At 73.7% G+C, this 23196-nt stretch carries 24 protein-coding genes and 1 pseudogene; 11 read left to right on the forward strand and 14 right to left on the reverse strand.

Annotation, left to right across the window (positions count from 1 at the left end):
• Positions 1 to 242: 242 nt before the first annotated feature.
• Together AB0C22_RS10980 and AB0C22_RS10985 are read right to left on the reverse strand one after the other, a co-directional pair.
• Positions 243 to 911: a class F sortase gene (locus tag AB0C22_RS10980; RefSeq protein WP_357534688.1), complete on the reverse strand. Its 669-nt coding sequence runs from the start codon at positions 909 to 911 to the stop codon at positions 243 to 245.
• Entirely contained in the window at positions 908 to 1738 is an 831-nt protein-coding gene (locus AB0C22_RS10985) for a DUF4397 domain-containing protein (protein ID WP_208567314.1), read from the reverse strand. Before AB0C22_RS10985 ends, AB0C22_RS10980 begins: the two co-directional genes overlap by 4 nt.
• Positions 1739 to 1989: 251 nt before the next feature.
• Between AB0C22_RS10985 and AB0C22_RS10990 the strand changes: the two genes are divergently transcribed.
• Both AB0C22_RS10990 and AB0C22_RS10995 read left to right on the forward strand, forming a co-directional pair.
• Positions 1990 to 2595 (forward strand): sigma-70 family RNA polymerase sigma factor, encoded by a 606-nt coding sequence (locus tag AB0C22_RS10990; RefSeq protein ID WP_208567315.1) that lies wholly within the window; start codon positions 1990 to 1992, stop codon positions 2593 to 2595.
• Entirely contained in the window at positions 2549 to 3427 is an 879-nt protein-coding gene (locus AB0C22_RS10995) for an anti-sigma factor (RefSeq protein WP_219468004.1), read from the forward strand. The genes AB0C22_RS10990 and AB0C22_RS10995 overlap by 47 nt, the downstream gene beginning before the upstream one ends.
• Positions 3428 to 3664: 237 nt before the next feature.
• Here the strand turns inward: AB0C22_RS10995 and AB0C22_RS11000 are convergent, their stop codons facing one another.
• The 4 genes from AB0C22_RS11000 to AB0C22_RS11015 form a co-directional block, all read right to left on the reverse strand.
• Entirely contained in the window at positions 3665 to 4624 is a 960-nt protein-coding gene (locus AB0C22_RS11000; protein ID WP_208567317.1) for an electron transfer flavoprotein subunit alpha/FixB family protein, read from the reverse strand.
• Between the two features lie 11 nt (positions 4625 to 4635).
• Complete coding sequence (locus tag AB0C22_RS11005; RefSeq protein WP_208567318.1) at positions 4636 to 5415, reverse strand: electron transfer flavoprotein subunit beta/FixA family protein; 780 nt, start codon at positions 5413 to 5415, stop codon at positions 4636 to 4638.
• A gap of 406 nt (positions 5416 to 5821) precedes the next feature.
• Complete coding sequence (locus AB0C22_RS11010) at positions 5822 to 6238, reverse strand: hypothetical protein (protein WP_219468001.1); 417 nt, start codon at positions 6236 to 6238, stop codon at positions 5822 to 5824.
• 2 nt (positions 6239 to 6240) lie between these two features.
• A complete protein-coding gene (locus tag AB0C22_RS11015; protein ID WP_219467998.1) occupies positions 6241 to 7038 on the reverse strand; it encodes a GNAT family N-acetyltransferase in 798 nt (265 codons plus the stop codon).
• Between the two features lie 41 nt (positions 7039 to 7079).
• On the opposite strand from AB0C22_RS11015, the gene AB0C22_RS11020 reads away from it, so the two are divergent.
• The 3 genes and pseudogenes from AB0C22_RS11020 to AB0C22_RS11030 all read left to right on the forward strand — a co-directional run.
• The gene (locus AB0C22_RS11020; RefSeq protein WP_208567321.1) at positions 7080 to 7469 is read left to right on the forward strand and encodes a DUF202 domain-containing protein; all 390 of its coding nucleotides are present in this window, start codon (positions 7080 to 7082) and stop codon (positions 7467 to 7469) included.
• A complete protein-coding gene (locus tag AB0C22_RS11025) occupies positions 7466 to 7792 on the forward strand; it encodes a DUF202 domain-containing protein (RefSeq protein WP_307799210.1) in 327 nt (108 codons plus the stop codon). The genes AB0C22_RS11020 and AB0C22_RS11025 overlap by 4 nt, the downstream gene beginning before the upstream one ends.
• A gap of 27 nt (positions 7793 to 7819) precedes the next feature.
• Positions 7820 to 8209 (forward strand): annotated as a pseudogene (locus tag AB0C22_RS11030) (PLD nuclease N-terminal domain-containing protein); the annotation flags it as partial.
• Positions 8210 to 8367: 158 nt separating this feature from the next.
• Here the strand turns inward: AB0C22_RS11030 and AB0C22_RS11035 are convergent.
• The 4 genes from AB0C22_RS11035 to AB0C22_RS11050 form a co-directional block, all read right to left on the reverse strand.
• A complete protein-coding gene (locus AB0C22_RS11035) occupies positions 8368 to 9186 on the reverse strand; it encodes an ABC transporter permease (protein ID WP_208567323.1) in 819 nt (272 codons plus the stop codon).
• Complete coding sequence (locus AB0C22_RS11040; RefSeq protein WP_357534691.1) at positions 9183 to 10175, reverse strand: ATP-binding cassette domain-containing protein; 993 nt, start codon at positions 10173 to 10175, stop codon at positions 9183 to 9185. Before AB0C22_RS11040 ends, AB0C22_RS11035 begins: the two co-directional genes overlap by 4 nt.
• A 144-nt stretch (positions 10176 to 10319) precedes the next feature.
• The gene (locus tag AB0C22_RS11045; protein ID WP_208567325.1) at positions 10320 to 11942 is read right to left on the reverse strand and encodes an acetolactate synthase; all 1623 of its coding nucleotides are present in this window, start codon (positions 11940 to 11942) and stop codon (positions 10320 to 10322) included.
• Between the two features lie 149 nt (positions 11943 to 12091).
• Positions 12092 to 12865 carry an enoyl-CoA hydratase-related protein gene (locus tag AB0C22_RS11050; protein ID WP_219467988.1) on the reverse strand — a complete coding sequence of 258 codons (774 nt, stop codon included), beginning with the start codon at positions 12863 to 12865 and terminating at the stop codon, positions 12092 to 12094.
• Between the two features lie 98 nt (positions 12866 to 12963).
• On the opposite strand from AB0C22_RS11050, the gene AB0C22_RS11055 reads away from it, so the two are divergent.
• From AB0C22_RS11055 to AB0C22_RS11065, 3 genes are all read left to right on the forward strand, one after another.
• Positions 12964 to 13551, forward strand: a complete 588-nt coding sequence (locus AB0C22_RS11055; RefSeq protein WP_219467985.1) for a DUF6232 family protein — start codon at positions 12964 to 12966, stop codon at positions 13549 to 13551.
• A gap of 146 nt (positions 13552 to 13697) precedes the next feature.
• Positions 13698 to 14180: a DUF6232 family protein gene (locus AB0C22_RS11060; protein ID WP_208567328.1), complete on the forward strand. Its 483-nt coding sequence runs from the start codon at positions 13698 to 13700 to the stop codon at positions 14178 to 14180.
• Positions 14177 to 14548: a hypothetical protein gene (locus AB0C22_RS11065; protein ID WP_208567329.1), complete on the forward strand. Its 372-nt coding sequence runs from the start codon at positions 14177 to 14179 to the stop codon at positions 14546 to 14548. Before AB0C22_RS11060 ends, AB0C22_RS11065 begins: the two co-directional genes overlap by 4 nt.
• Before the next feature lie 23 nt (positions 14549 to 14571).
• On the opposite strand, the gene AB0C22_RS11070 is transcribed toward AB0C22_RS11065, so the two are convergent.
• Positions 14572 to 16263 (reverse strand): alpha/beta fold hydrolase, encoded by a 1692-nt coding sequence (locus AB0C22_RS11070; protein WP_357534694.1) that lies wholly within the window; start codon positions 16261 to 16263, stop codon positions 14572 to 14574.
• Between the two features lie 375 nt (positions 16264 to 16638).
• Here AB0C22_RS11070 and AB0C22_RS11075 point away from each other — a divergent pair, with 375 nt between their 5' ends.
• Positions 16639 to 17451, forward strand: a complete 813-nt coding sequence (locus AB0C22_RS11075; protein ID WP_219467980.1) for a hypothetical protein — start codon at positions 16639 to 16641, stop codon at positions 17449 to 17451.
• A gap of 237 nt (positions 17452 to 17688) precedes the next feature.
• Here the strand turns inward: AB0C22_RS11075 and AB0C22_RS11080 are convergent, their stop codons facing one another.
• Together AB0C22_RS11080 and AB0C22_RS11085 are read right to left on the reverse strand one after the other, a co-directional pair.
• Positions 17689 to 18582: a ribokinase gene (locus tag AB0C22_RS11080; RefSeq protein WP_219470737.1), complete on the reverse strand. Its 894-nt coding sequence runs from the start codon at positions 18580 to 18582 to the stop codon at positions 17689 to 17691.
• Between the two features lie 184 nt (positions 18583 to 18766).
• On the reverse strand, positions 18767 to 19597 hold the full coding sequence (locus AB0C22_RS11085; protein ID WP_308291041.1) for an ABC transporter ATP-binding protein: 831 nt from the start codon (positions 19595 to 19597) through the stop codon (positions 18767 to 18769).
• 131 nt (positions 19598 to 19728) lie between these two features.
• Between AB0C22_RS11085 and AB0C22_RS11090 the strand changes: the two genes are divergently transcribed.
• Positions 19729 to 20760 carry an ATP-binding cassette domain-containing protein gene (locus AB0C22_RS11090; RefSeq protein WP_219467976.1) on the forward strand — a complete coding sequence of 344 codons (1032 nt, stop codon included), beginning with the start codon at positions 19729 to 19731 and terminating at the stop codon, positions 20758 to 20760.
• Positions 20757 to 21770 (forward strand): ABC transporter permease, encoded by a 1014-nt coding sequence (locus AB0C22_RS11095; protein WP_357534697.1) that lies wholly within the window; start codon positions 20757 to 20759, stop codon positions 21768 to 21770. The genes AB0C22_RS11090 and AB0C22_RS11095 overlap by 4 nt, the downstream gene beginning before the upstream one ends.
• A 235-nt stretch (positions 21771 to 22005) precedes the next feature.
• Here the strand turns inward: AB0C22_RS11095 and AB0C22_RS11100 are convergent, their stop codons facing one another.
• Positions 22006 to 23181 carry an ROK family transcriptional regulator gene (locus AB0C22_RS11100; protein WP_357534699.1) on the reverse strand — a complete coding sequence of 392 codons (1176 nt, stop codon included), beginning with the start codon at positions 23179 to 23181 and terminating at the stop codon, positions 22006 to 22008.
• Between the last annotated feature and the right edge of the window lie 15 nt (positions 23182 to 23196).

Below are 23196 nucleotides of genomic sequence, written 5' to 3' on the forward strand. Positions count from 1 at the left end.
TCGCCCCGTACCGAAGTGTGGCCCGGCCCGACCCGGTCGGACCAGGCCGAAGCGTGGCCCGGCCCGACCCGGTCGGACCAGGACCGGTTCGGTCCCGGTCCGACTGGAAGCCGGGCCGACCCACCGGCGCATCACCGGCCGTCCGGACGGCGGCACGCGGGTACGCCGGCGCGGCGGCCGTCCGGAGGCCGACACGGCAGCGCATCAGGCCGACACGGCAGCGCCCCAGGCACGGCAGCGCCTCAGGCCGGTACGGCCGTGACGACGATGTTGTCCCGGTAGTGCCGGGTCTTCGGGTCGAACGGGCCACCGCAGGTGATCAACGTGAGGCGCGGCTTGCCGTCCCGGGCGAAGTACCGGTCCAGTGGGATCTTCGTCTTGGCGTACTCCTCGCGGGCGACGACCCGGTAGGCCCGCTGTTTCCCGTCCGCGCCGGTGGCGGTGAGGGTGTCGCCCCGGTCGAGTTCGCGGAGCCGGAAGAACGCCCCCTTGCCCTGCTCGGAGCTGTCGACGTGGCCGGCGATCACCACCGAGCCGGCGTCGGTCTCCAGCCCGGGGCCGTACCGGTACCAGCCGATCTGGTCCACGCTCGGCGGGACGTCGAACTCGTCGGTCCGGGTGTCGACGCCCACCGGGTTGACCGTGGCGGTGACGTCGATCGCCGGGATGCGCAGCTTCACCGGTGGCACGGTCCGCTCGTCGGTCGGCAGGCCCCCGGCGGTCACCGGCACCGAGGGGCCGGCGCCGGTGCCGGTCGTCGGACTCGGCGGGTTGCTGCTGGCCAGGGCCGCGGCCTCGTCGGTGCCGACGTCGTCGGCCGGTTGCGATCCGCAGGCCACGACGGTGGCGATGGTGAGCGCGGCGACGCCGGCGGCCATCGCCGCCAGCGCCCCGCGGTGTCGCACCGTCACCGGCGACCGGTCCGGGTGGTGGCCACCCGCGCCCCACCGCCGACCAGCAGCAGTACGCCGGCGCCCGCCAGCACGTACCACCAGGTGTCGACGCCGGTGCCGGCCTGCCCGCCGGTGCCGCTGGGCACCCCGCCCGGGGCGGAGTGCAGACCGGTGATGGTCTGGGCGACCACGTCGAGGTTCTTGGCCTCGGCCGAGCCGATCGCGTAGACGATGGTGGCGGTGCCCTCCTTGAGGTTGAGGTCCGCCGGGCCGATCGCCACGGTGTCGGTGCCGGCCAGTACCACGTCGGCCTTGACCGTGCCCGCGTCGACGTCCGCCTTGGCCTCCTTCGGGTTGGTGAGGTCCTCGAAGACCGGCTTGCCACCGGCCCGGACGTCGACCGCCGGGGCGGCGGCGGTGTGCCGGACGATCAGTCGGGCCTTGCCGGCGGCCAGCTTGGCGGTGTCGTTGACGAAGGGGGTGATCTGCGGCTTGCCGTCCGCGCTGAGGTGCGCGGCGAGGCTGATGTTGGCGCCACCGGGCACCTTGGCGTCGTCGACCTTGAGGATCGCGCTGCCGACCGGCTCACCCGGCTTGGTCAGCGCGATGTCGTACTCGCCCTCGGGCAGGGTCAGCGGGCCGGCCACGTCACCGGGCTTGAAGTTGTCGAGGGTCTTCTCGCCGTTGACGTAGACGTCGACCGGGGTGTCCGGGATGCCGTGCACGACGGAGACCTTGGACGAGGCGGCGTACGCCGGGGTCGTGGTCGCGGCGCCGACGCCCGCGAAGGCCAGGGCGGCCACCGCGCCGCCTGCGGCGACCCGACGGAAGATAGCGAGCTGCATGTCTGCCTCCTGGTGATTGGTGCTGGTTCGTCAGGTCTGGCTTGCAGAACGGGTTACGCCACCCGTCGCACCGCCGGATGCAGCCGGACACCACTTTCTTTTTCTTCGTCCGGGGTGCATCCGGGGCCGCCCCCGGCGACGAAGAGCAGGTGAGACGAGTGGAGGCGAACACGGACCGGGAGAGTGGGGCGGAGGCTGTGGGCGTTACAGTCGGGCATGCCCCAGGGAAGGCGACCCGCCCGGTGACAGCGGTGGGAACAGCAGGCCAGGAACCCGAACCCCCACCCCCCGACGAGTTGGCCGCGCGCTTCCGGGCGGGCGACGAGAGCGCGCTGCGGGAGGCGTACGACCGGTACGGCCGGGCCGTGCACCACCTGGCCACCAGCACGCTGGCCAACCGCAGCGACGCGGAGGACGTGACCCAGGCGACGTTCGTCGCCGCCTGGTTGGGGCGGGACACCTTCGACCCGGCCAAGGGTTCACTGATCGGTTGGCTGCTCGGCATCGGCCGGCGCAAGGTGATCGACCGGCTGCGCGCCTCGGCCCGGGAGATGCGGGTGGTGGAGACGGTCCGGCAGCTGCCCGAGCCGGTCGCCACCGGCGGGGACCCGGACACAGTGGTCGACCGGCTGGTGGTCGCCGACGAGCTGGCCCGGCTCCCGGACGACCAACGGCGGATGTTGGAGCTGGCCTTCTACGACGACCTGACCCACCAGCAGATCGCGACGGTGACCGGAGTGCCGTTGGGCACGGTCAAGAGCCACATCAGACGGGGCATGGCGAGCTTGAAACGCAGATGGGAGGTGGACGGTGCAGCACCTGGACCACGACCGGCTGGTCTTTCTGGCGCTCGGTGAGAGCGAGGCGGACCACGGTGAGACCGACCACCTCGGCGGCTGCGTGACCTGCCGGGGCGAGCTGGACACCCTCCGGCACGTCGCCGGGCTGGGCGCGCAGACCCAGGGCCTGCACGACCTGCCCGACCCGCCGGCCCACCTCTGGGCGGGCATCCTGGCCGAACTCGACGCCGTGGCGCAGGCGCCGTCGTCGGCGCAGGCCCACCGTCAGGATCTCGGGCCCGACCCGACGGGGGTACGTCCCGTGCCGGCACAGCCGGCGACCGGTGACGACGTCGACCCGGCGTACCGGCAGCTGTCGGCGGTGACCGGCGACCGGCCGGGTTCCCGGCGGCGGCAGTCGTCCCCGGGCAGCGGGCGGGCCGCCGCACGACCGGCGGGCCGGTCCCGGCGGTGGCCCCGCTGGGCGACCACGGTCGTCTCGGCGACCGCCGCCGCGGCGATCGCGGTGCTCGGCACCGTCGCCGTCCTCGGTGACCGGGACTCCACACCCCGGCAGGAGGTGCTGGCCAGCGCACCACTGGCCGCGTACGGCAGCACGCCGAAGGACGCCAACGGTGACGCCCGGGTCTTCGCCGACGGCCGACTGCATCTGCACGTCGCGAATCTCCCGGACGTTGCGGGGTACTACGAGGTCTGGCTGATCAATCCGACGAGCATGGAGATGTTCTCGGTGGGTGTGCTGCGGGGCAGCTCGGGTGATGCGCTGCTGCCCCTGCCCCCGAATGTGGATCTCCAGGCGTACTCGGTGGTCGACGTCTCCGCCGAGCAGTACGACAACAAGCCCGCCCACTCCGGCGACAGCCTGCTGAGGGGCACCCTGACGGGCTGATCGGTGGGCCGGTTCAGCTCCCCGGCCCGCCGATCAGCTCCCCTCACCACGGCCGGAACCGGGGTCGTGCCCCCGTCTTCCGGGTCGTTGCGCAATTCGGCGCCGGCCGGATCGCCGGGCAGCGCCGCCGCCCGCCCGTCACCACGCCGGGACCGGGCACCACGCCAGACCCGGCACCACGACGGAGCCGCCGCCCGGGCGGACCGGACGGCGGCTCCAGTGCGGACCCGGGTCGGGTCACTTACGCTTGCGGATCTCCTCGGCGGCCTGCGGCACGATCTTGAACAGGTCGCCCACCACGCCGTAGTCGGCCAGCTCGAAGATCGGGGCCTCGCCGTCCTTGTTCACGGCGACGATCGTCTTCGAGGTCTGCATGCCGGCCCGGTGCTGGATCGCACCGGAGATGCCCAGCGCGACGTAGAGCTGCGGGGAGACGGTCTTGCCGGTCTGCCCGACCTGGAACTGGTGCGGGTAGTAACCGGAGTCGACCGCCGCGCGGGACGCCCCGACGGCACCGCCGAGCAGGTCGGCCAGCTCCTCGACCAGCTTGAAGTTGTCGGCGTTGCCGACGCCGCGACCGCCGGAGACGACGATGCCGGCCTCGGTCAGCTCGGGGCGGGAGCCCTTCTGCTCGGCGACCCGCTCGACGACCTTCGCCAGCTTGTCGGTGTCGGTGACCGCGACGGTGAGCTGCTCGACGGCCGGGGTGGCCGCCGCCGGCGTCGGGGTGACCGAGTTCGGCCGTACGGTGACCAGCGGCAGGCCCTTGGTGACCTTGGACTTGACGATGGTGGAGCCGGCGAAGGCGACCTGGGTGGCGGTGCCGTCGGCGTCGAGGCCGACCACGTCGGTCAGAATGCCGTTGTCCAGCTTGACGGCCAGCCGGGCGGCGATCTCCTTGCCCTCCTGGGCCGAGGCCAGCAGGACGGCGGCCGGCTGCACCCGGTTGACCAGTTCGGCCAGCACGGTCGCCTTGGGGGCGACCAGGTGACCGTCGATCTCCTCGCTCTCGGCGGCGTAGATCTTCTCCGCGCCGTACTCGCCGAGCTTGGCGCTCAGCGCGTCGGCGGCACCGGCGCCGCCGAGCACCACGGCGCTCGGGGTGCCCAGCCCGCGGGCGAGGGTCAGCATTTCCAGGGTGACCTTCTTGACGCCGAACTCCCTGGTGGCTTCGACGACGACGAGTACCTCAGCCATGTTCAGACCCCTCAGACGAACTTCTCGGTGGCGAGGAACTCGACCAGCTTGACGCCGCCCTCGCCCTCGTCGGTGATCTTGGCGCCGCCGGAGCGCGGCGGACGCCTGGTGTGCTCGACGACGGCGCTGGTCGCGCCCTCGAAACCCACCTCGGTCGGCGCGACGCCCAGGTCGGCCAGGGACAGCGTCTTCACCGGCTTCTTCTTGGCGGCCATGATGCCCTTGAAGGAGGGGTAGCGCGGCTCGTTGATGGTGTCCCAGACGGAGACCACGGCCGGGGTCGAGGCGGTGACCACCTCGTAGCCCTCCTCGGTCTGCCGCTCCACGGTCAGCGTGCCGCCGTCGACGGTGAGCTTGCGGGCACCGGTCAGCGCGGCGACCCCCAACCGCTCGGCGAGCATGTGCGGCATGACCTGGACCCGGCCGTCGGTCGACTCGGCGCCGCAGATCACCAGGTCGGCGCCCAGCTGCCCGAGGGCGGCGGCGAGCACCTTCGAGGTGGCCACCGCGCAGGACCCGTGCAGGGCGTCGTCGAGGACGTGCACGGCGGCGTCGGGGCCCATGGAGAGCGCCTTGCGGATCGATTCGGTGGCCCGGTCGGGCCCCATGGTCAGGATGGTGACCTCGCCACCGTGCGCCTCCTTGATCTTCAGCGCCTCCTCGATGGCGTACTCGTCCATCTCGTTGATGACGTTGTTCGCCGAACCGCGGTCGACGGTGTTGTCGTCAGCACGCAGGTTGCGGTCCGCGCCCGAATCAGGCACCTGCTTGACGAGTACGACGATGTTCATCGCGATTCGACAACCCTCCTGTTGGTGGTGTGCGATCTGCTCGCCCGGTTAAGGGCGGAGCTTTGCGCGTCGTTGACACCCGGTCAACCGCGGGCTGCTGTGCAGTTGCCCACGAACGCAATGTTACCTGCCAGTAGGTTAACCCTCCGGGTCACCCGCGGTGACACAGCTCACCGCGACAGGCGCACCCTGACGCAGAGCCGACAGCCCACCCCTCGAACCTGACCACCCACCGAGAGTTGGGCCACGACCTCGTCGGGGCGGCGGCGGACGTCGACAGCGGTGAACCGCAGGAACCGGTCGGCACCAGCACGACCGACCACCCCGGACCGGCGACCTCGGGGTCGATCAGGGCCGCCGACCCGGCCCCGGGCCAGCCCGGCGCAACCGGGCACACGCGACCCGATCAGGCCGGCTCGACGGGCCCGGCCAGGGCGGTCCTGATCCGCTCGATGGCGTCCGCCTCGGCCGGCGTCACCCCCCGGTGCGCACTGGCCACCTGCTCCGCCGCCGTCACCACCAGCTCGCGGTACGCCGACAGGTCGGCCGGCGACTTCTCCCGCAGGATGTCCACCGCACGCCCCAACGCCGGCAGCACCACCGACTCGATCTCCAGCGCCGAGTCCCGGGGCAGCCGGGGCAGCCCGCCCGCGGTCAGCGCCTCCTTCACCAGGCCACTGGCCCCGGCGAACGCCCCGGACGCGGCGAAGCTCTCCCGGATCATCGCGAACACGCCCGGATCGGCGTTCGACACCAGGAAGACCGCCCCGAAGGCGCCCGTCTTGAGAACCTGCTGCTCGTCGTCCGTCAGCCGCTGCTCCATCATCACGGAGTGTAGACGTAGGGGGTGGTCGTGGTGACCGGTACGAAGCCGAGTCGCTCCAGGATCGGCCGGCTGTCCTCCGAGGCGTCCACCTGCAACAACGTCTTGCCCCGCTGGTCGGCCAGCCGGGCCCGGTAGGCCACCAGCGCCCGGTAGATGCCCCGCCGCCGCCACTGTTCGAGCGTCGAACCGCCCCACAGGCTGGCGAAGCCGGTGCCGTTGAGGTAGCGCACCCAACCGGCGCTGACCACCGTCTCCCCCGCCTCGGCCACCACCACCGTGATCGACTGCGGGTCCGCCTCGATCTCCCGGGCCAGCCCGGTGACCAGGTGGGAACGGTCGCTGCGCCAGACCTCCTCCTCCATCGCGGCGATCCGCTCCAGGTCGACCAGACCGGTGACCTCGCGCAGCCGTACCCCCTCGGGGAGCACCGGCACGGCACCCGCCAGCGGCGCGACCGGCCCGATCAGCACGGTCTCCCGGTCCTCCGGCACGAAGCCGGCGGCGCGCAGCCGGTCCGGCAGGTCGGCGGGCTCGTCGTGGGTGTTGTGCTTCCACTCCACCGACTCGCCGCGCTGCCGGAACAGCTCGACCTGCCGGGCGATCAGCGCATCCAGGTCCTCCCCGACCAGCCCGTCCAGGGTGCGGTAGGTGAGGAAACCGCCATGGTCCAGACCCAGGACGCGCACCAGCGGGCCGTCGTGTTCGACGGTCACGCCGGCCGGGACCGGGTCGGGGATCTCCGGCCGGAGCTGCCGGTCGTAGGTGTCGCGCAGGGTGGAGGCATCAAGATCGGTCATCGCTCCAGGCTATGTCGACGGTAAAGCGGATAATCGGCGTCGTGTGGCAGGCGATCAGACGGTGGTTCGACCCGTCGGACCTCAACTCCGTGGGCAGCACCCCCGACTACCGCTTCTCGCTGGCCAACGAACGGACCTTCCTGGCCTGGCTGCGCACCGGGCTGGCGCTGATCGCGGGCGGGCTGGCCGCCGCCCAGTTCCTCCCGCCGCTGCCACTGCGCCACCTGCGGGAGGCGATCGCCGTGGCGCTGCTGCTGCTCGGCGCGACCGTCGCCGTCCGGGCGGTGGACCACTGGTCCCGCACCGAACGGGCCATCCGGCTCGGCGAACGCCTGCCGGCCTCCCGCTTCCCGGCCGTCCTCGCCCTGATCGTGGCGGTGGGCGCGCTGCTGCTGGTGGTGGCGGTCCTGGCGCGCGGGGTGAGCGGGTGACCGGGGTGCCGGCGGGCGGGGACGGCACCCGCGATCCCGGCCTGCAACCGGAGCGCACCCGGCTGGCCTGGCGGCGCATGGGGCTGGCGTACACGGTGGTGACCGTGCTGGCGGTCCGGTTGGCGCTGACCGGCGACACCGCCGGTGCCCTGCTGGCCGGGGTCACCGTGGCGACCTGGTGGGCGACGCTGGTGGTGGGCTGGGGGCGGGCCACCGGCCGCCGGCAGGCCCGGATCGACACCCACGCCGTACCGCTGATGGCCCTCGGCACGACCGGTCTGGCACTGCTGTGCGTGGCGCTGGTGCTGCGTGGGGTGTGGTGACGCGCACGGCTGCGCCATGATGGGGGCATGGCCCGGCTCTATGTGGTGTTGTTCCTGCTCCAGGTGGTGCTCGCCGCCGGTGCGCTGATCAGTTGCCTCTCCGCGGAGGACGAGGGGATCCGGGGGCTGCCCCGGTTCGCCTGGGTCCTGGTCATCCTGGTCTTCCCGTTGGTCGGCTCGATCGCCTGGTTCCTCGCCGGTCGACCCGCCCCCACGGGTGACCGACGCGGCGGATGGCCGTCCGGCACCGGCTCCCGACGACCCGTCGCGCCTGACGACGACCCCGAGTTCCTGAAGTCGATCGACGAACGTGCCCGCCGGGACGACAACGCCCTCTTCCAGCGTTGGGAGGAGGACCTCCGCCGCCGGGAGGACGACCTGCGCCGGCACGACGGGAAGCGCCCCCGCGACGGTGCGCCGCCACGGGAGGACACCCCGCCCGCCGACCACCCGCCGACCCGACAGGACGCCGCACCGCACGACGGCGAACGACCCCGCGAGGGCGACCGGCCCGAGATCTGACCCCGCCGGGGTCACCCGAACACACCGGGTGACCCCCAACGTCGCCACCCCGGTCACAACCGACGGCGTAGACCCCTGACCGCGAGCGGGGCGAAGACGGCGGCGATGACGACCGCCCAGAGCAGCGACTGGAGCACCGGCCCGGCGACCGGCCCGCCGACCAGCAGGCCGCGCAGCGCGTTCGCCAGGATGGTCACCGGGTTCACCTCGACCCAGTGCTGAAGCCAGGACGGCATCGTCTCGGTCGGCACGAAGGCGTTGCTGGTGAAGCTCAGCGGGAAGATCACCGTGAAGCCGAAGATCTGCACCTTGTCCGGCTCACTGACCAGCACCCCGACCAGCACCGACATCCAGGCGGCGGCCAGCGAGAAGACCAGCAGCAGAGCGAACGCGGCGAGCAGGCCGAGCAGGCCGTTGCCGAGCCGGAAGCCGAGGATCATCCCGACGCCGAGCAGCAGCGACAACGACCACGCCTGCTTGACCGTGTCGGCGACGATCCGGCCGGCGAGCGGGGACCACCGGGCCACCGGCAACGACCGCAGCCGGTCGAAGACGCCCTTGGTGAGATCCTGGTTCAGCCCGAAACCGGTGGTCATGGTGGCGAAGAAGGCGTTCTGCACGATGATGCCGGGCAGCGCGAAGGTGAGGTATTCCCCCGGGCTGCCCGAGATCGCCCCACCGAAGACGTAGGTGAAGAGCAACACGAACATCACCGGTTGGATGCTCAGGTCGAGCAGCTCCATCGGGTTGTGTTTGATCTGCACCAGGCTGCGCCAGGCCAGCGTGCCGGTGTGCCGCAGACCGGCGGCCGGGCTGAGCCGGCGGGCCGGTACGGGTCGGGCCGACGGAGCGGCGACGGTCACGGCGGTCATGCCGGGCTCCCTTCCAGGGCGTCAGCGGTGTCGGCGAGGTCGGCGGTGTCGGCGGTGTCCTCGGCGCGGTGGCCGGTGAGGGAGAGGAACACCTCGTCGAGGCTGGACCCGCGCAGGGCCAGCTCGGCGACCTGCACCTCGGCGTCGTCGAGCCGGCGCACCACGGCGGGCAGCGCGCCCGGACCGTTGACCGGCGCGCTGACCGTGGTCTGGACGACCTCCGGGTCGACCCCGGTCACCTCGCCGACGACGGCGAGCACGGTGGCCAGGTCGGTGGCCTCGACCGGCCGGACCGTCAGCACCTGGCCGCCGGTCTTGGCCTTCAGCTCCTCCGGGGTGCCCTGGGCGATCACCCGACCGTGGTCGACCACGGCGATCTCGTCGGCCAACTGGTCGGCCTCCTCCAGGTACTGCGTGGTCAGCAGCACGGTCACCCCCTCGGCGACCAGGCCCCGGACGATGTCCCACAGGTCGTTGCGGCTGCGCGGGTCGAGACCGGTGGTCGGCTCGTCGAGGAAGAGCACCTGCGGCCGACCGACCAGGCTGGCCGCCAGGTCGAGCCGCCGGCGCATCCCGCCGGAGTAGGTCTTCGCGGCCCGGCCGGCGGCGTCGGTGAGCTGGAACCCGGCCAGCAGCTCGGCGGCCCGGTCCCGGGCGTCGCGCCGGGACAGGCCCAGCAGCCGGCCGATGAGCAGCATGTTCTCGGTGCCGGTCAGGTTCTCGTCGACCGAGGCGTACTGGCCGGTGAGGCCGATCAGCTGGCGGACCTGGTGGGCGTCGCGGCGGACGTCGTACCCGCCGACCGTGGCGTGGCCCGCGTCGGCGGTGAGCAGGGTGGCGAGCACCCGTACCGCGGTGGTCTTGCCGGCGCCGTTGGGGCCGAGCAGCCCGAAGACCGTCCCGGTGGGCACCTCAAGGTCGACCCCGGCCAGGGCGGTGGTGGCACCGAACCGGCGCACCAGCCCCTCGGCGCGGATGGCGAATGTCATCAGAACTCCCGTCGTTATCGCTGGATCGTCCAACGATGAGCGAGGGGTCTGACGTTACGTGTGTCGCCGCTGACATTCCGCCGATTTATCCGCTCGGCAGAACGCGACCGCCGCCGGGTCCGACGACGGTCGCGCGCCGGGTGGTCAGGCCAGGTTGGACGAGCGCGGGTACGCGTCGGCCGGGTCGGTGAGCACGTTGACCAGGTACGGCACCCCGGCGTCGAACGCCCGCCCCAGCGCCGGGCCGAGGTCGGCGGCCTTCGCCACCGTCTCCCCGGCCCCGCCGAGCGCCTCGACCACCTTGTCGTAGCGCAGCTCGGGCTGCAGGTCGGCGGCGACGTCGTAGCCGTACATGGCCCGCATCGGGTGCTTCTCCAGCCCCCAGATGCCGTTGTTGCCGACCACGATCACCACCGGCAGCCGCTGCCGGACCAGCGACTCGACGTCCATCAGCGAGAAACCGGCCGCGCCGTCGCCCATCAGCACGCAGACCTGCCGGTCGGGGTGGCTGACCCGGGCCCCCATCGCGTAGCCCATCCCGGTGCCCAGGCAGCCGTACGGGCCGGGGTCGAGCCAGGTGCCGGGCTGCGACGGCTCCAGGTAGCGCCCGGCGTACGAGACGAAGTCGCCGCCGTCGCCGATGGTGATCGCGTCCGGGGCGAGGGCCCGGCGCAGCTCGCCGTAGACCCGGGCCGGGCGGATCGGGTCGGTGTCGGCGGCCATCTCGGCGGCGTCACGGGCCCGTGCCGCGTCCTCGGCGGTGCGCAGCCGGGCGATCCAGTCGGCGTGGTCGGCCCGGTCGCCGGTGTGGTCGGCGAAGGCGGACAGGATCAGCCGCAGGTCACCGGCGGGGCTGGCGGCGGGCTGGACGTGCCCGGCCCGCTGGGTGGGGGCGTCGACGACGTGCACCACCGCCGCGTCGCCGAAGTCGCCGAAACTGAGCCGGAAGTCCAGCGGGGTGCCGACGACGACCACCACGTCCGCGTCGCCGAGGGCGACCCGGCGGGCCTTGGCGAAGGCGAGCGGGTGCTGCGGCGGGAGCGCGCCGCGGCCCATGCCGTTGGTGAAGACCGGCACCTGCAACGCCTCGGCGGCCTCGCGGAGCGCGGCGACGGCGTCCCCGGCGTACACGTCGGAACCGGCGATGATCACCGGACGGTCGGCGGCGGCGATCAACCGGGCCGCCTTCGTCACCTCGTCCGGGTCGGGTTCGACCGGGGCGACGGCGGTCGGGGCGGCCAGTTCGGTGTCGCCGACGGAGAAGATCGCCTCCAGCGGGAAGTCGAGGAAGACCGGGCCCCGGTGCGGGGTGAGCGCGGTGGTCAACGCGGCGGAGACCGCGCGGGGGATGTCGTCGGCGGTGAACACCGTCTCGGCGTGCTTGGTGACGGGGGCGACCAGCGGCAGGTGGTCCATCTCCTGGAGGCTGCCGGAACCCCAGCGGAACTGCGGGGCCCGGCCGCCCAGCACCAGCACCGGTGAGGCGTTGAAGAAGGCGCTGGTCAGGCCCGAGATGCCGTTGGTGACGCCGGGGCCGGCGGTGAGTACGGCGAGGCCGGGGCGGCGCTGAAGCTTGGCCACCGCCTCGGCGGCGAAGACGGCGGACTGCTCGTGCCGGACGTCGTAGATCGGGAAGCCGGTGGTGTGCGCGGCGTCGTAGAGCGGGAAGACGTGCCCGCCGGAGAGGGTGAACATCTCCCGTACGCCGTGCGCCCGCAGTGCCGCCAACGCCAGCGCTCCGCCGTGGCCCTCGACCCGTTCCGTCATCGCCGCTCCCTCGTCCGCTGACCGGAGTCACACGCTACTGGCCGGTAGGCGGGATGTGAACACCTCCCGGCACGGCGTCGGCGGCACCGCCACCATCGCGCCGGGAGTCCGCCCCGGACCAGCAGGAGCGCGGCCCGGGGCGGGACGGGTCAGCGGCCGGTGAAGTCCGGCTTGCGCTTCTCGACGAACGCGGCCATCCCCTCGCGCCGGTCGTCGGTGGCGAAGAGCGCGGCGAAGAGCTGGCTCTCCCACGCCAGCCCGGAGGTCAGGTCCATGTCCAGGCCGGCGTCGACCGCCAGCTTCGCCGCCCGCAACGCCTGCACCGGCCCGGTCAGGTACGGCCGCACCAGCGCGACGGCGGTGTCGTAGACCTCGGCGGCCGGGGCGACCCGGTCCGCCAGCCCGATCCGCAGCGCCTCCGCCGCGTCCACCATCCGGCCCGACATGATCAGATCCTTGGCGCGGGCCGGGCCGACCAGCCGGGCCAGCCGCTGGGTGCCGCCCGCACCGGGGATGACGCCGAGTTTGATCTCCGGCTGGCCGAGCTTGGCGTCCTCGGCCACCACCCGCCAGTCACAGGCCAGCGCCAGCTCACAGCCGCCACCGAGGGCGTAGCCGGTGATCGCGGCGACCACCGGCTTGGGGATCCGGGCGAGCGCGCCGACGGCGCTGGACAGGTCGGCGGCCCGCTCCGCCATGTCCACGTAGGACATGTCGGCCATCTCCTTGATGTCGGCGCCGGCGGCGAAGACCTTCTCCCCGCCGTACACGATGACGGCGCGGACGCCCGGGTCGGCGGAGGCGGCCGTCGCGGCGGCCCGCAACTCCTCCTGGACCTGCTTGTTGAGCGCGTTCATCGGCGGCCGCTCCAGCCGGATGGTGCCGATGCCGTCCCTGGTCTCCAACCGCACGAACTCGCTCACGCCACCCCTACTTCCTCGTCGAAGTCGTGCCAACCTTACGACCCGGATCGTTGGGGTACGTAGTCTGGTGTTCGCCACCCGCGCCCGGGAGTCCCGCCATGATCACGTATTACGACGACCGGTCGGTGCAGGTCACCTCCACCGCCATCCGGGTCGACGGTCGCGCCTTTCCGCTGGCCGAGATCGGCCTGGTCTGGCACCGCCGGGGCGACCGCTCCTGGCGGGTGCTCGCCGGACGGGGGGCGATCGGCGCCGCCCTGGCCGGCCCGCTGGTGGCTGCGGTGATCGGCATCGCGGTGGCGGTCTGGCTACACCGCTCCCCCACCGTCACGCTCGCCATCGTCGGCGCGTCGGTGCTGGTCGGGCTGGCCGTCGGGCCGGTCGCCGACTTCCTCTTCGACCGCCTGGACCGCTCCTACGACCAGGGCAGCCGGCAGCGTGAGCTGTGGGTCCGCTGGCATGGGCGGCCGGTGCTGCTGCTGCGCACCGGCGACGCGCTGCGCTTCGGCCGGATCTACCGGGCGGTGCAGCGGGCGATGGAGAACACCGCGCCACCACCCCGGGCCGGCCACGACCCCGGGCCGCCGGTGCGCACGGAGCGCCACGGCGGGTCGACGGCCGGCCCCGGGCGGCAGCACGCGACCGGCTCGACCGGCGAGGGCCCCGGGCCCCGCCGCAGTTCGTAGCCGTCCGCACCACCCGTCGTCCCGGGTACGGACCACCAGGTCACCGGGCCCGCGAAGCACCGGCCGACCGGCAGCCGGCCCTCAGGAAGGCCCGATCGACCGAACACGGCCCGGCACCGGCCGGCTGCGAACGGTTAGGGTTAGTGATGACCCTCTATTACCGGGACGACACGGTGCAGGTGACCTCCGAGTCGATCACGGCCGGCGGGCAGATCGTCCGGATCGCCGACGTGGCGTACGTCTGGCACGCCCGGGGGGCCACCACGATGGCCGTCCGGTCCCGCATCCTCGGACGCGGCGTACTGGTGCTGCTGCTCTCGCTGCCCCCCTTGGTCGCCCTGGTCTGCGTGGTCTCACTGCTCTGGTCGGCACAGGACCGCGGCGAATGGAAGCCGGCCCTGCTCGTGCTGGCCGCCTGCGCCGTCGGGGTGCTCGCCCTGCTGCCCTTCCTGGAGCTGCCGCTGGGCTGGCTGGACCGCTCCTACGAACGCGGCAACCGGGTCAACGAGCTGTGGGTGCAGCACCTCGGTCAGGAAGTGATGCTGCTGCGCACCCCCGACGCGCTACGGTTCGGACAGATCTACCGCGCCGTCCAACGCGCGGTCGAACAGCAGGGGGAACACCGATGAGCACCCGTCGCGGCGAGGCCGTCGCCCTGGCCGGTCTGCTCGCCCTGGCCGGCGTCACCCACTTCGCGAAGCCCCGCCCGTACGACCGGATCGTGCCCCGGGCACTGCCCGGACCCGCCCGCCGCTGGACGTACGCCAGTGGGGTGGTCGAGCTGCTGGTGGCGGCGGCGCTGGCGCACCCGGCCACCCGACGCCGGGGCGGTCTGGCCGCAGCGGCGCTGTTCACCGCGGTGTTCCCGGCCAACGTGCAGATGGCGGTGGACTGGCGACGGCAACCCCCGCTGCGCCGGGCGGTCGCCTACGGGCGGGTGCCCCTACAGGCGCCGCTGATCTGGTGGGCGCTGCGGGTGGCCCGCGCCCGGCCGTGACCCCCCGCTGCGCCGGCTGCGGGTCAACTCAGGGGCAACGCGGTGGCGACCGGCCAGGCCAACAGGACCGCGCCCACCACCGCCGGTGACCACCGGGGCGCACCGGCCCGCCGCAGCACCGCCGCCCAGGCGGCCTGCCAGCCGAGGAGCACCGCGAGCAGCGGCACCACCAGCAGTACGAACCCGGGGGCCAGCCCCACCACGGCCGCCCCGGTCAGCGCCGGCACGACCAACGCGCCGACCGCCGCGTACCGCCAGCTCCGGCCGTCCGTCACCAGCTCGGCACCGGCCAGGAAGACCAGACAGGCGACCGCCACCACGGGCAGCAGCCACCACCGGGGGCCCACCGGCACGGCCCAGGTGAGGCCCAGGTGGATCGGCACGGCGACGGCGATCGCGGCGTACCCGGTCAGCAGCAGAACGGCGACCACGGACCGCACCGGCGTGCGGCCCCCGGGTGGCGCGGCGGCCGGGACGGGCCCGCCGGCAGGAGCCGGGGCGGCGGGGACCGACGTGGCCGCGCCGACCTGGGTTGCAGCCGGAGCCGGGACGGTGGCCGGGGTTGCAGCCCGAGCCGGGACGGTGGTCGGGGTTGCAGCCGGAGCGGTGGCCGCATCCGGGGCGGGGGGCCACGTGTGCAGCGGCCACCAGCGTGCGGCGGCCAGTAGGACGCCGGTGACCAGCAGGAAACCGGTGAGGTAACCACCCATCGCAAGGGGGAGCCGGTCGGTGGGCGTCACCGCACCCGACAGCACGCCCACGCCGATGGCGCACGCCGCCACCGCCACCACGACCGGGGCGACCGTGACCGGTCGGCCGAGCCGGCGGCGGGCGGCCGGCGGCACCCGCCGCGGGCCCAGCAGCAGCGCCGCCAACGGGGCGAAGCCCAGCACGAACCCGAGCAACAGCAGCCCAGCCGGGACCAGCCGGGCGACCGGCCGCGGTGCCGTGGTGCCGCCACCGCCGACCCAGGCGGCGACCTCCGCGTGGGTACGGCCGGCGAAGAGCACCGAGACGTGTTCCGTCCCCGGCACCACCACCAGTCGTCGGCCGGCACCCCGGCGGGCGGTCGCCTCGGCGGTGGCGCGGAAGTCGGGGAATTCGAGACCGCCGACGATCAGCAGCAGCCCCTCCGGCCGGCCGTCGGGCAGCTCGCTGCCGTCGGGCAGTGAGATCGCCACGGTCCGGGCGATGTCGGGGTGACCGGCGGCGTACCGGGTCACCGCGCCCGCGCCCATCGAGTCGCCGAGCAGCACTATCCGCGCCGGGTCGACGCCGGGCCGGCCGCGCAGGTGGGCGACGGCGACGGCCAGGTCGTGTTCGAGGACGGCACGGGAGTCGACGTCGTCGCGCCCCGCCCCGACCAGCGGTGCCGGATTACCGCCGTGCCCGGCGAAGTCGACCAGCAACGCGACCACCCCCTGCCGGGCGAGCGTGTCGGCGAACGGACGCATCAGCCGGGCCGAACCGGCGAAACCGTGGGCGATCACCACCCCCGGCCGACGTCCCTGCGCCGGCCCGGCCTCCGTCCCGCCCGGTGTTTCGGCCCGCACCTCGGTCAACGGCACCCCGTCGACGGTCACCTGCCGGGTGGTCAGCCCGGCGTCCGCCCGGGACAGCCCGTAGCCGCCGGCGAACACGGCGAGCACGGCGAGGATCGCGAGGCCCGCCAGACCACGACCGGCCGGCGTCACGCCGCGGGGGCGGACCGACATGCCGGCACCCTACCGCCCGGCGCGACGGCCGCTTTCCGGCCGGCCCACACCCGCGCCCCGGCCCTGACCGCACCCCTGGCCCCGCCCCCGTTCCCGTCCCACCGTGGTCCCGCCGTCTCGGCCCCTGGTCCGGATCTGGCCCCGCCGCTGGTCCGGACCTGGCCCTGGCTGGGATCCCACCCCCGGTCCAGACCTGGCCCCACCCCTGGTCCGGACCTGGCCCTGGCTGGGATCCCACCCCCGGTCCGGACGTGGCCCCACCCCTGGTCCGGATCTGGTCCCGCCCTTGGTCCGGATCTGCTCCCGTCCCCGGGCCGGCCCGGGCCCGACCGTGCCGACGGGCAGCACTGGCCGAGCCGACGCACACTGGGTGACATGGCCCTCTCCCTGCCCCGACCGACCGCCGTCGTCGGCCTCACCCGTGCCGCCCTCGACCAGGCGGTCGGGTCGGCCGCCTCGTTCGCCGCCGTGCCGGCCCGTGCCTTCGCCGTGCTCGACGGGGTGGAGGCGCTCCTGACCCGGATCAACGGGGTGGTGGACCGGATCGAGGAGACCCTGGACCGGACCGACCGGGTGCTCACCGACGCCGAGACGGCGGTGCGTGAGGTGGCGGTGATCAGCACGGCGGCCACCACGGCCATCGTGCAGGCCACCGAGGTCGCCGGGGCGGCGGCCGTGGTGGTCGCCGAGGCCGAACGGGTCTCCGGGGCGGCGGCCGTGGTGGTCGCCGAGGCCGAACGGGTCTCCGGGGCGGCAGCCGGCCTGGTGGCCGAGGCCGGACAGGTGTCCCGGGCCGCCGGCACCGTGGTCGCCGAGGCCGGGGCGGTGGCGGGTCGGGCCGCCGGCACGGTGGCCACCGCGGAGGGCGCCGCCGCCGTCGCGTCGGAGCTGCTGACCGCATACGAGCCGGCCTTGCGTCGGGGTGCGCCGATGGCGAACCGGTTCGTCGCCGAGCTAAGCCACGAGGAGGTGGTCGCGGCGATCCGGCTGGTCGACGAGCTGCCCAAGCTCAAGGAGCACCTGACCTCGGACGTGCTGCCGATCCTGGCCACCCTTGACCGGGTCGGCCCGGACCTGCACGACCTGCTCGACGTGACCCGCGACCTGAAGCTCGCCGTCGCCGGCATCCCCGGCCTCGGCATGTTGCGCCGCCGGGGCGAACGGCTCAGCGACGACCCGGCCGGCTGAGCCACCGGTCAGCAGGATGACGCCGGGCCGGGCCGCCCGGTCGGTCCGGCGGCCGGGGCGATCGCCACGTCGGCGACAGGGCGGGCCGGGACGCGACGGGAGGCGACCGTCGGGGCGATCGCGGCGTCCGCGACAGGGCGGGCCGGGACGCGACCGTCGGGGCGGGTGGTGGACCGGGCTCGCGGGCCGGCGGTCGGTACGCCGACGTTCCCGTGCCGGCCGATCCCGCCCCGCTCGTCACGGGGCGTACAGGGCGTCGATCTCGGCACGGCGGGGCAGGGCCACGGACGCGCCGAGCCGGCGGACGCAGGCCGCACCGGCCGCCGCCGCCCAGCGCACCGCGTCGACCACCTCGCGACCCTCACCCCAGGCCACGGCCAGGGCGGCGGTGAACGCGTCTCCGGCAGCGGTCGTGTCGACCACGTCCACGGCGACGGGTGGCACGTGCACGGCCCGGCCGTCCCGCTCGACGTACCAGGCGCCCTCGCCGCCGAGGGTGAGCACCGCCCTCGGCACCAGGGCCAGCAGCGCCGCCGGCTCCTCGCGCCCCCGGCCGGTGAGCAGCTGCGCCTCGGTCTCGTTGACCACCAGCAGGTCCACCGCGGCGAGCAGCTCGGCGGGCACCTGCCGGGCCGGCGCGGCGTTGAGGATCACCCGGGTACCGGCGGCACGGGCGGCCACCGCCGCCTCGGTCACCGTCTCGACCGGGATCTCCAACTGGGCGACCAGCACGTCCGCCCCGCGTACGACGTCCAGCTCGGCGTCGGTGAGCGCGGTGAAGGCGGCGTTCGCGCCGGGGGTGACCAGGATGGCGTTCTCCCCGGCGGCGTTGACCATGACCAGCGCCACCCCGGACGCCCCGTACACCACCCGCAGATGGCTGGTGTCCACCTGCGCGGCGGTGATCCGGGCCCGCAGGGTGACCCCGAACGAGTCGGAGCCGAGCGCGCCGAGGAAGGTGCAGGCGGCCCCGGCCCGGACGGCGCCGACGGCCTGGTTGGCGCCCTTACCACCGGGCACCATCACGAAGTCGTCGCCGAGCACGGTCTCGCCGGGCCGGGGCAGCCTCGGACCGGCCCCGACCACGTCCATGTTCGCGCTGCCCACCACGACGATCCGGCTCTGCCGCACCCCACCTCCCACCGACACCACACCCTCCCCACCGCCCCGCCGGACACGACCACGACGAGTCTAAATCCCCACCCCCGCCCACCCATCCCGTCGATCATGGACTTACGGTGGCCGCAAAAGGGACATGGGAGGGCGTTTCTCCCACCACAACTCCATGATCGACGTTGGGGTGGGGGGTGGGGGGTTAGGCGGCGCGGGCGGTCCAGCGGGGGCCGTGGCGTTCGACCAGCAGGGGCAGACCGAAGGTCTTGCTGAGGTTGTCGCCGGTCAGCGTGTCGGCGAGCAGTCCCTGGGCGACCACCGCGCCGTCACGCAGCAGCAACGCGTGGGTGAAGCCGGGCGGGATCTCCTCGACGTGGTGGGTGACCAGCACCATCGCCGGGGCGTCCGGGTCGTACGCCAGCTCGGCGAGCCGGCCGACCAGGTCCTCGCGCCCACCCAGGTCGAGCCCGGCGGTCGGCTCGTCGAGCAGCAGCAGCTCCGGATCGGTCATCAGGGCGCGGGCGATCTGCACCCGCTTGCGCTCACCCTCGGAGAGGGTGCCGTACGTCCGGTCCGCCAGGTGCCCGACGCCGAGCTGCCCGAGCAGGGCACGGGCGCGGGCCTCGTCGGCCGGGTCGTAGTTCTCCCGCCAGCGGCCGACCACCGACCAGGCGGCGGTGACCACGACGTCGCTGACCCGTTCCTCGGTGGGAATCCGCTCGGCCACCGCGGCGGTGGTCAACCCGATCCGGGTCCGCAGCTCGGTGAGGTCGGTCCGACCGATCCGCTCGCCGAGCACGTGCGCCACACCCGCGCTCGGGTGCAGCCGACCGCAGGCGAGGTTGAGCAGGGTGGTCTTGCCGGCGCCGTTGGGGCCGAGCACCACCCAGCGTTCGTCCAGCTCGACCTGCCAGTCGACGTCGTGCAGCAGGGCGGTGCCGGATCGCCGGACGGCGACGCCGTCCAGGCTGACCACCACATCCGCGTCCACGGGTGAGGGGGCGGCTGCGGCGGGGAACGGGTCAGCAGTCACCGCTCCATCCAACCACGCAGCCTGAGGCCGCCCCCCACGGGCGGTGGCCCGGCCATAGGGTGGGGCACCGTGTCGTTGGTCACCACACCCGGAGGACGGCCCATGCCCGTGAGCGACGAGGAGCGGTGCGGATGAGCGCGGTCATCGAGATAGCCGGTCTGCGCAAGACGTTCCGTACCCTGCGCCGGGGCAGCCGGGTGGCGGTGGACGGTTTCGACATGGTCGTCGAGGCGGGCCAGGTGCACGGCTTCCTCGGCCCCAACGGCTCCGGCAAGACCACCACGCTGCGCGCCCTGCTGGGGCTGGTCAACGCCGACGCCGGTGAGCTGCGGGTTCTGGGCGCGTCGGCCCCGGAGCAACTGGGTCGGGTCGCCGGCCGGGTCGGCGCGATCGTGGAGAGCCCGCAGTTCTTCGGCAACTTCACCGGGCACCGTACGTTGCGGTTGCTGGCGGTCGCCGGGGGTGTGCCGACGTCGCGGGTGGACGAGGTGCTCGACCAGGTGGGTCTGCGGGACCGGGGCGAGGACCGGGTGAAGGGCTATTCGCTGGGCATGAAGCAGCGTCTCGCCGTCGCGTCGGCGTTGCTGAAGAACCCGGAGCTGCTGATCCTGGACGAGCCGGCGAACGGGCTGGACCCGGCCGGTATGCGGGAGATGCGCGAGCTGATGCGCACCCTCGCCGAGGCCGGGGTGACCGTGCTGGTGTCGAGCCACCTGCTGGCCGAGATCCAGCTGATCTGCGACCACGTCACGATCATCGCGCGGGGTCGTCGGGTGGCCGCCGGCCGGGTGGACGACGTGCTGGCCGGGCACGACCCGCACGAGTGGCGGGTCCGGGTGGCCGAGTCGGAGCGGGGCGCGGAGCTGCTGCGGACAGTCGGCCTGACGGTCACCGTCCACCCCGACGACGTGCTGGTGGTCGCGGGCGCACCGGAGTCGGAACTGATCAGCAGCACCCTCGGCGGCCAGGGCCTGTGGGTCCGCGAACTGACCCCGATCCGGCCGGACCTGGAGAGCGTCTTCCTCGAACTCACCGCCGGGGCGGCCCCACCCCGGCAGTCGGACGGTGCCGATCCGGACGACGCCCCGCCCGACGACACCGGTGCCGCCGCTGAGCCGCTGATCGAACTTGACCGGACCGAAGGTCGGAGGGTGGACGCGTGAACCTGGTCCGTGCCGAGGTGGAGCGGTTGGCCGCCCGACGCTTCGTCCAACTGATGGTCCTGCTGCTCGCGGTGGCCTTCACGGTGACCACCGCGACCACCCTGCTCGGCTCGCACCGGCCGACGACGCAGGAGATGTACGCCGCGCAGACGCAGGCCGCGCAGGCGGTGGCCGCGATGGAGGCGGACCACACCCGTTGCCTGCGGATCAGGGCGGGCGAGATCCCGATCATGGAGGACGCCGGGTACGTGCCGGCCGACTGCGGGGAGCTGGACCCGGCGCGGATGGAGCGGCTGCCGCTGGCCACCGACTACCTCACCTCGGTCTTCGTCTTCTCCCAGGAGGCGCGGGGGCTGCTCTACTTCCTGATCGCGTTCCTGGTGCTGTTCGGCTTCCTGGTGGGCGCGTCGTACATCGGGGCCGACCTGAACTCCGGCGGGGTGGTCAACCTGCTGCTGTGGCGGCCGGGTCGGCTCACCGTGCTCGGTACGAAGCTGGGCACCCTGGTCGGGGTGGTGGCCGCGCTGTCGGTGCTGGCGTCGGCGCTCTACCTGGGCACCTTCTGGACGATCGGGCAGACGGCCGGTGTGTCGGGCCCGCTGGGCGGGGAGTTCTGGGGGCAGCTCGGCGCCATCTACGGGCGGGGTCTGGTGCTGGTGCTGCTGACGACGGTGCTCGGCTTCGGGATCGCCACGTTGGGCCGGCACACCTCGGCGGCGCTCGGCGCGGTCGCCGCGTACGCCGTGGTCTGGGAGCTGGGCGCCCGGCTGGTGCTGCAGATCCTCGACGTGGCCCGGGCGGACCTGCTGATGCTCTCCAACTACCTGGGCGCGTGGTTGTCCGGTCGGTTGGAGTTCTGGGACGACCGGGGTTGTCCGCCGGGCAGCGGCGTCTGCGACGGCGGCACCTACGTGATCACCTGGGGGCCGGCGCTGCTGGTGCTGTTGGCGCTGACCGGGGCGGTCACCGGGTCCGCGTTCGCCGCCTTCCGCCGCCGCGACCTGCTCTAGCTGTACTGACCACAGACCCCGGGGTGCCGGGACCACGCCTCGCCGTCGGCGGCGCTCCCACCCCCGTCACACCGGCATCGGGGGAACTCCTGAGACGACTGCTGCCGCGCTTGCCCTGATCCCGTTCAGCCCCATCCTGCCGACCGAACTGACCGCCCCCGATCCTGGCAGGATATTGCCAGGATCGGTGAAAATGGTGAAGTATTCCTTCATGGCGGATGGGCGGGGTGAACGACTAACCGACGGTCGACCCGAACACCTCGTCCCGGACGGCGTCCAGCGCGGTGCGCAGCGCCCCCCGCAGGATCGGCTCCTCGGTCAGCCCGGTCGGCACCACCCGGGGCCGGACCAGGGTGATCGCGGCCACCTCGTGCTGCACCCGCTCGGCCAGCGCCGCGCCACCGGCCTGCCCGACCTCACCGGCCAACACCACCAGCGGCGGGTCCAGCACCACGCAGGTGCTGGCCACGCCGAGGGCGAGCCGGCGGGCGAGTTCGTCGAGAAGCGGGCCACCGGCGGTGCCGGCGGCGATGGCGGTGCGCACCGCGTCGGCCGCGTCGGGCGCGTCGACGCCGTGCTCACGGGCCACCGCCCGGACCGCGTCCGCCCCGGCGAGCTGCTGGAACGCCGGCTTGGCCCGGCGCGAGACGTCCCGGGGGATCGGCACCCCCGGCACCGGCAGGTAACCGATCTCGCCGGCCGCACCGCTGCTGCCGTGGTGCAGCCGGCCACCCAGCATGATCGCCAGGCCGACGCCGGCACCCACCCAGACCAGCACGAAATCCGTCATCCCCTGCGCCGCCCCGGACTGCGCCTCCGCCACGGCGGCCAGGTTGACGTCGTTCTCGAAGACGACCGGGGTGTGCAGGTCCTCCCGCAGCGCGGCGAGCAGCCCCCGGTGCCAGCGGGGCAGGTTGAAGGCGAAGGTGATGTCGCCGCTGGTCGGGTCGACCAGGCCCGGGGTGCCGAGCACCACCCGCCGCACGCTGTCCAGGTGCGCGCCGGCCCGACTGGCCGCCTGCACCACCGCGGTGTGCACCACGCCGACCGGGTCGTCGGTGTCCCGGGTGGACTGTTCGACCTGACTGACCACCGCACCGGTGATGTCCGCGCAGGCGGCCACCACCCGTTCCGCCCCCACGTCCACCCCGACCACGTACGCGCTGCCCGGTCGGACGGCGTAGAGCTGCGCGTTCGGCCCCCGCCCACCGGCCTGCTCGCCGACCCGGGCGACCAGCCCCCGCTCCTCCAACCGCTCGACCAGCTGCGAGGCGGTGACCTTGGACAGGCCGGTCAGCTCACCGAGGCGGGCCCGGGTGAGCGGGCCGCGTTCGAGCAGGAGTTCCAGCGCCGCACGGTCGTTGAGCGCCCGCAACAGTCGGGGGGTGCCGGGCAGCCGGGTCGCACTCATGCCACGTCCTCTGTT

The organism is Micromonospora sp. NPDC048894 (genome assembly GCF_040649765.1).
GTDB classification, from domain to species: domain Bacteria; phylum Actinomycetota; class Actinomycetes; order Mycobacteriales; family Micromonosporaceae; genus Micromonospora; species Micromonospora antibiotica.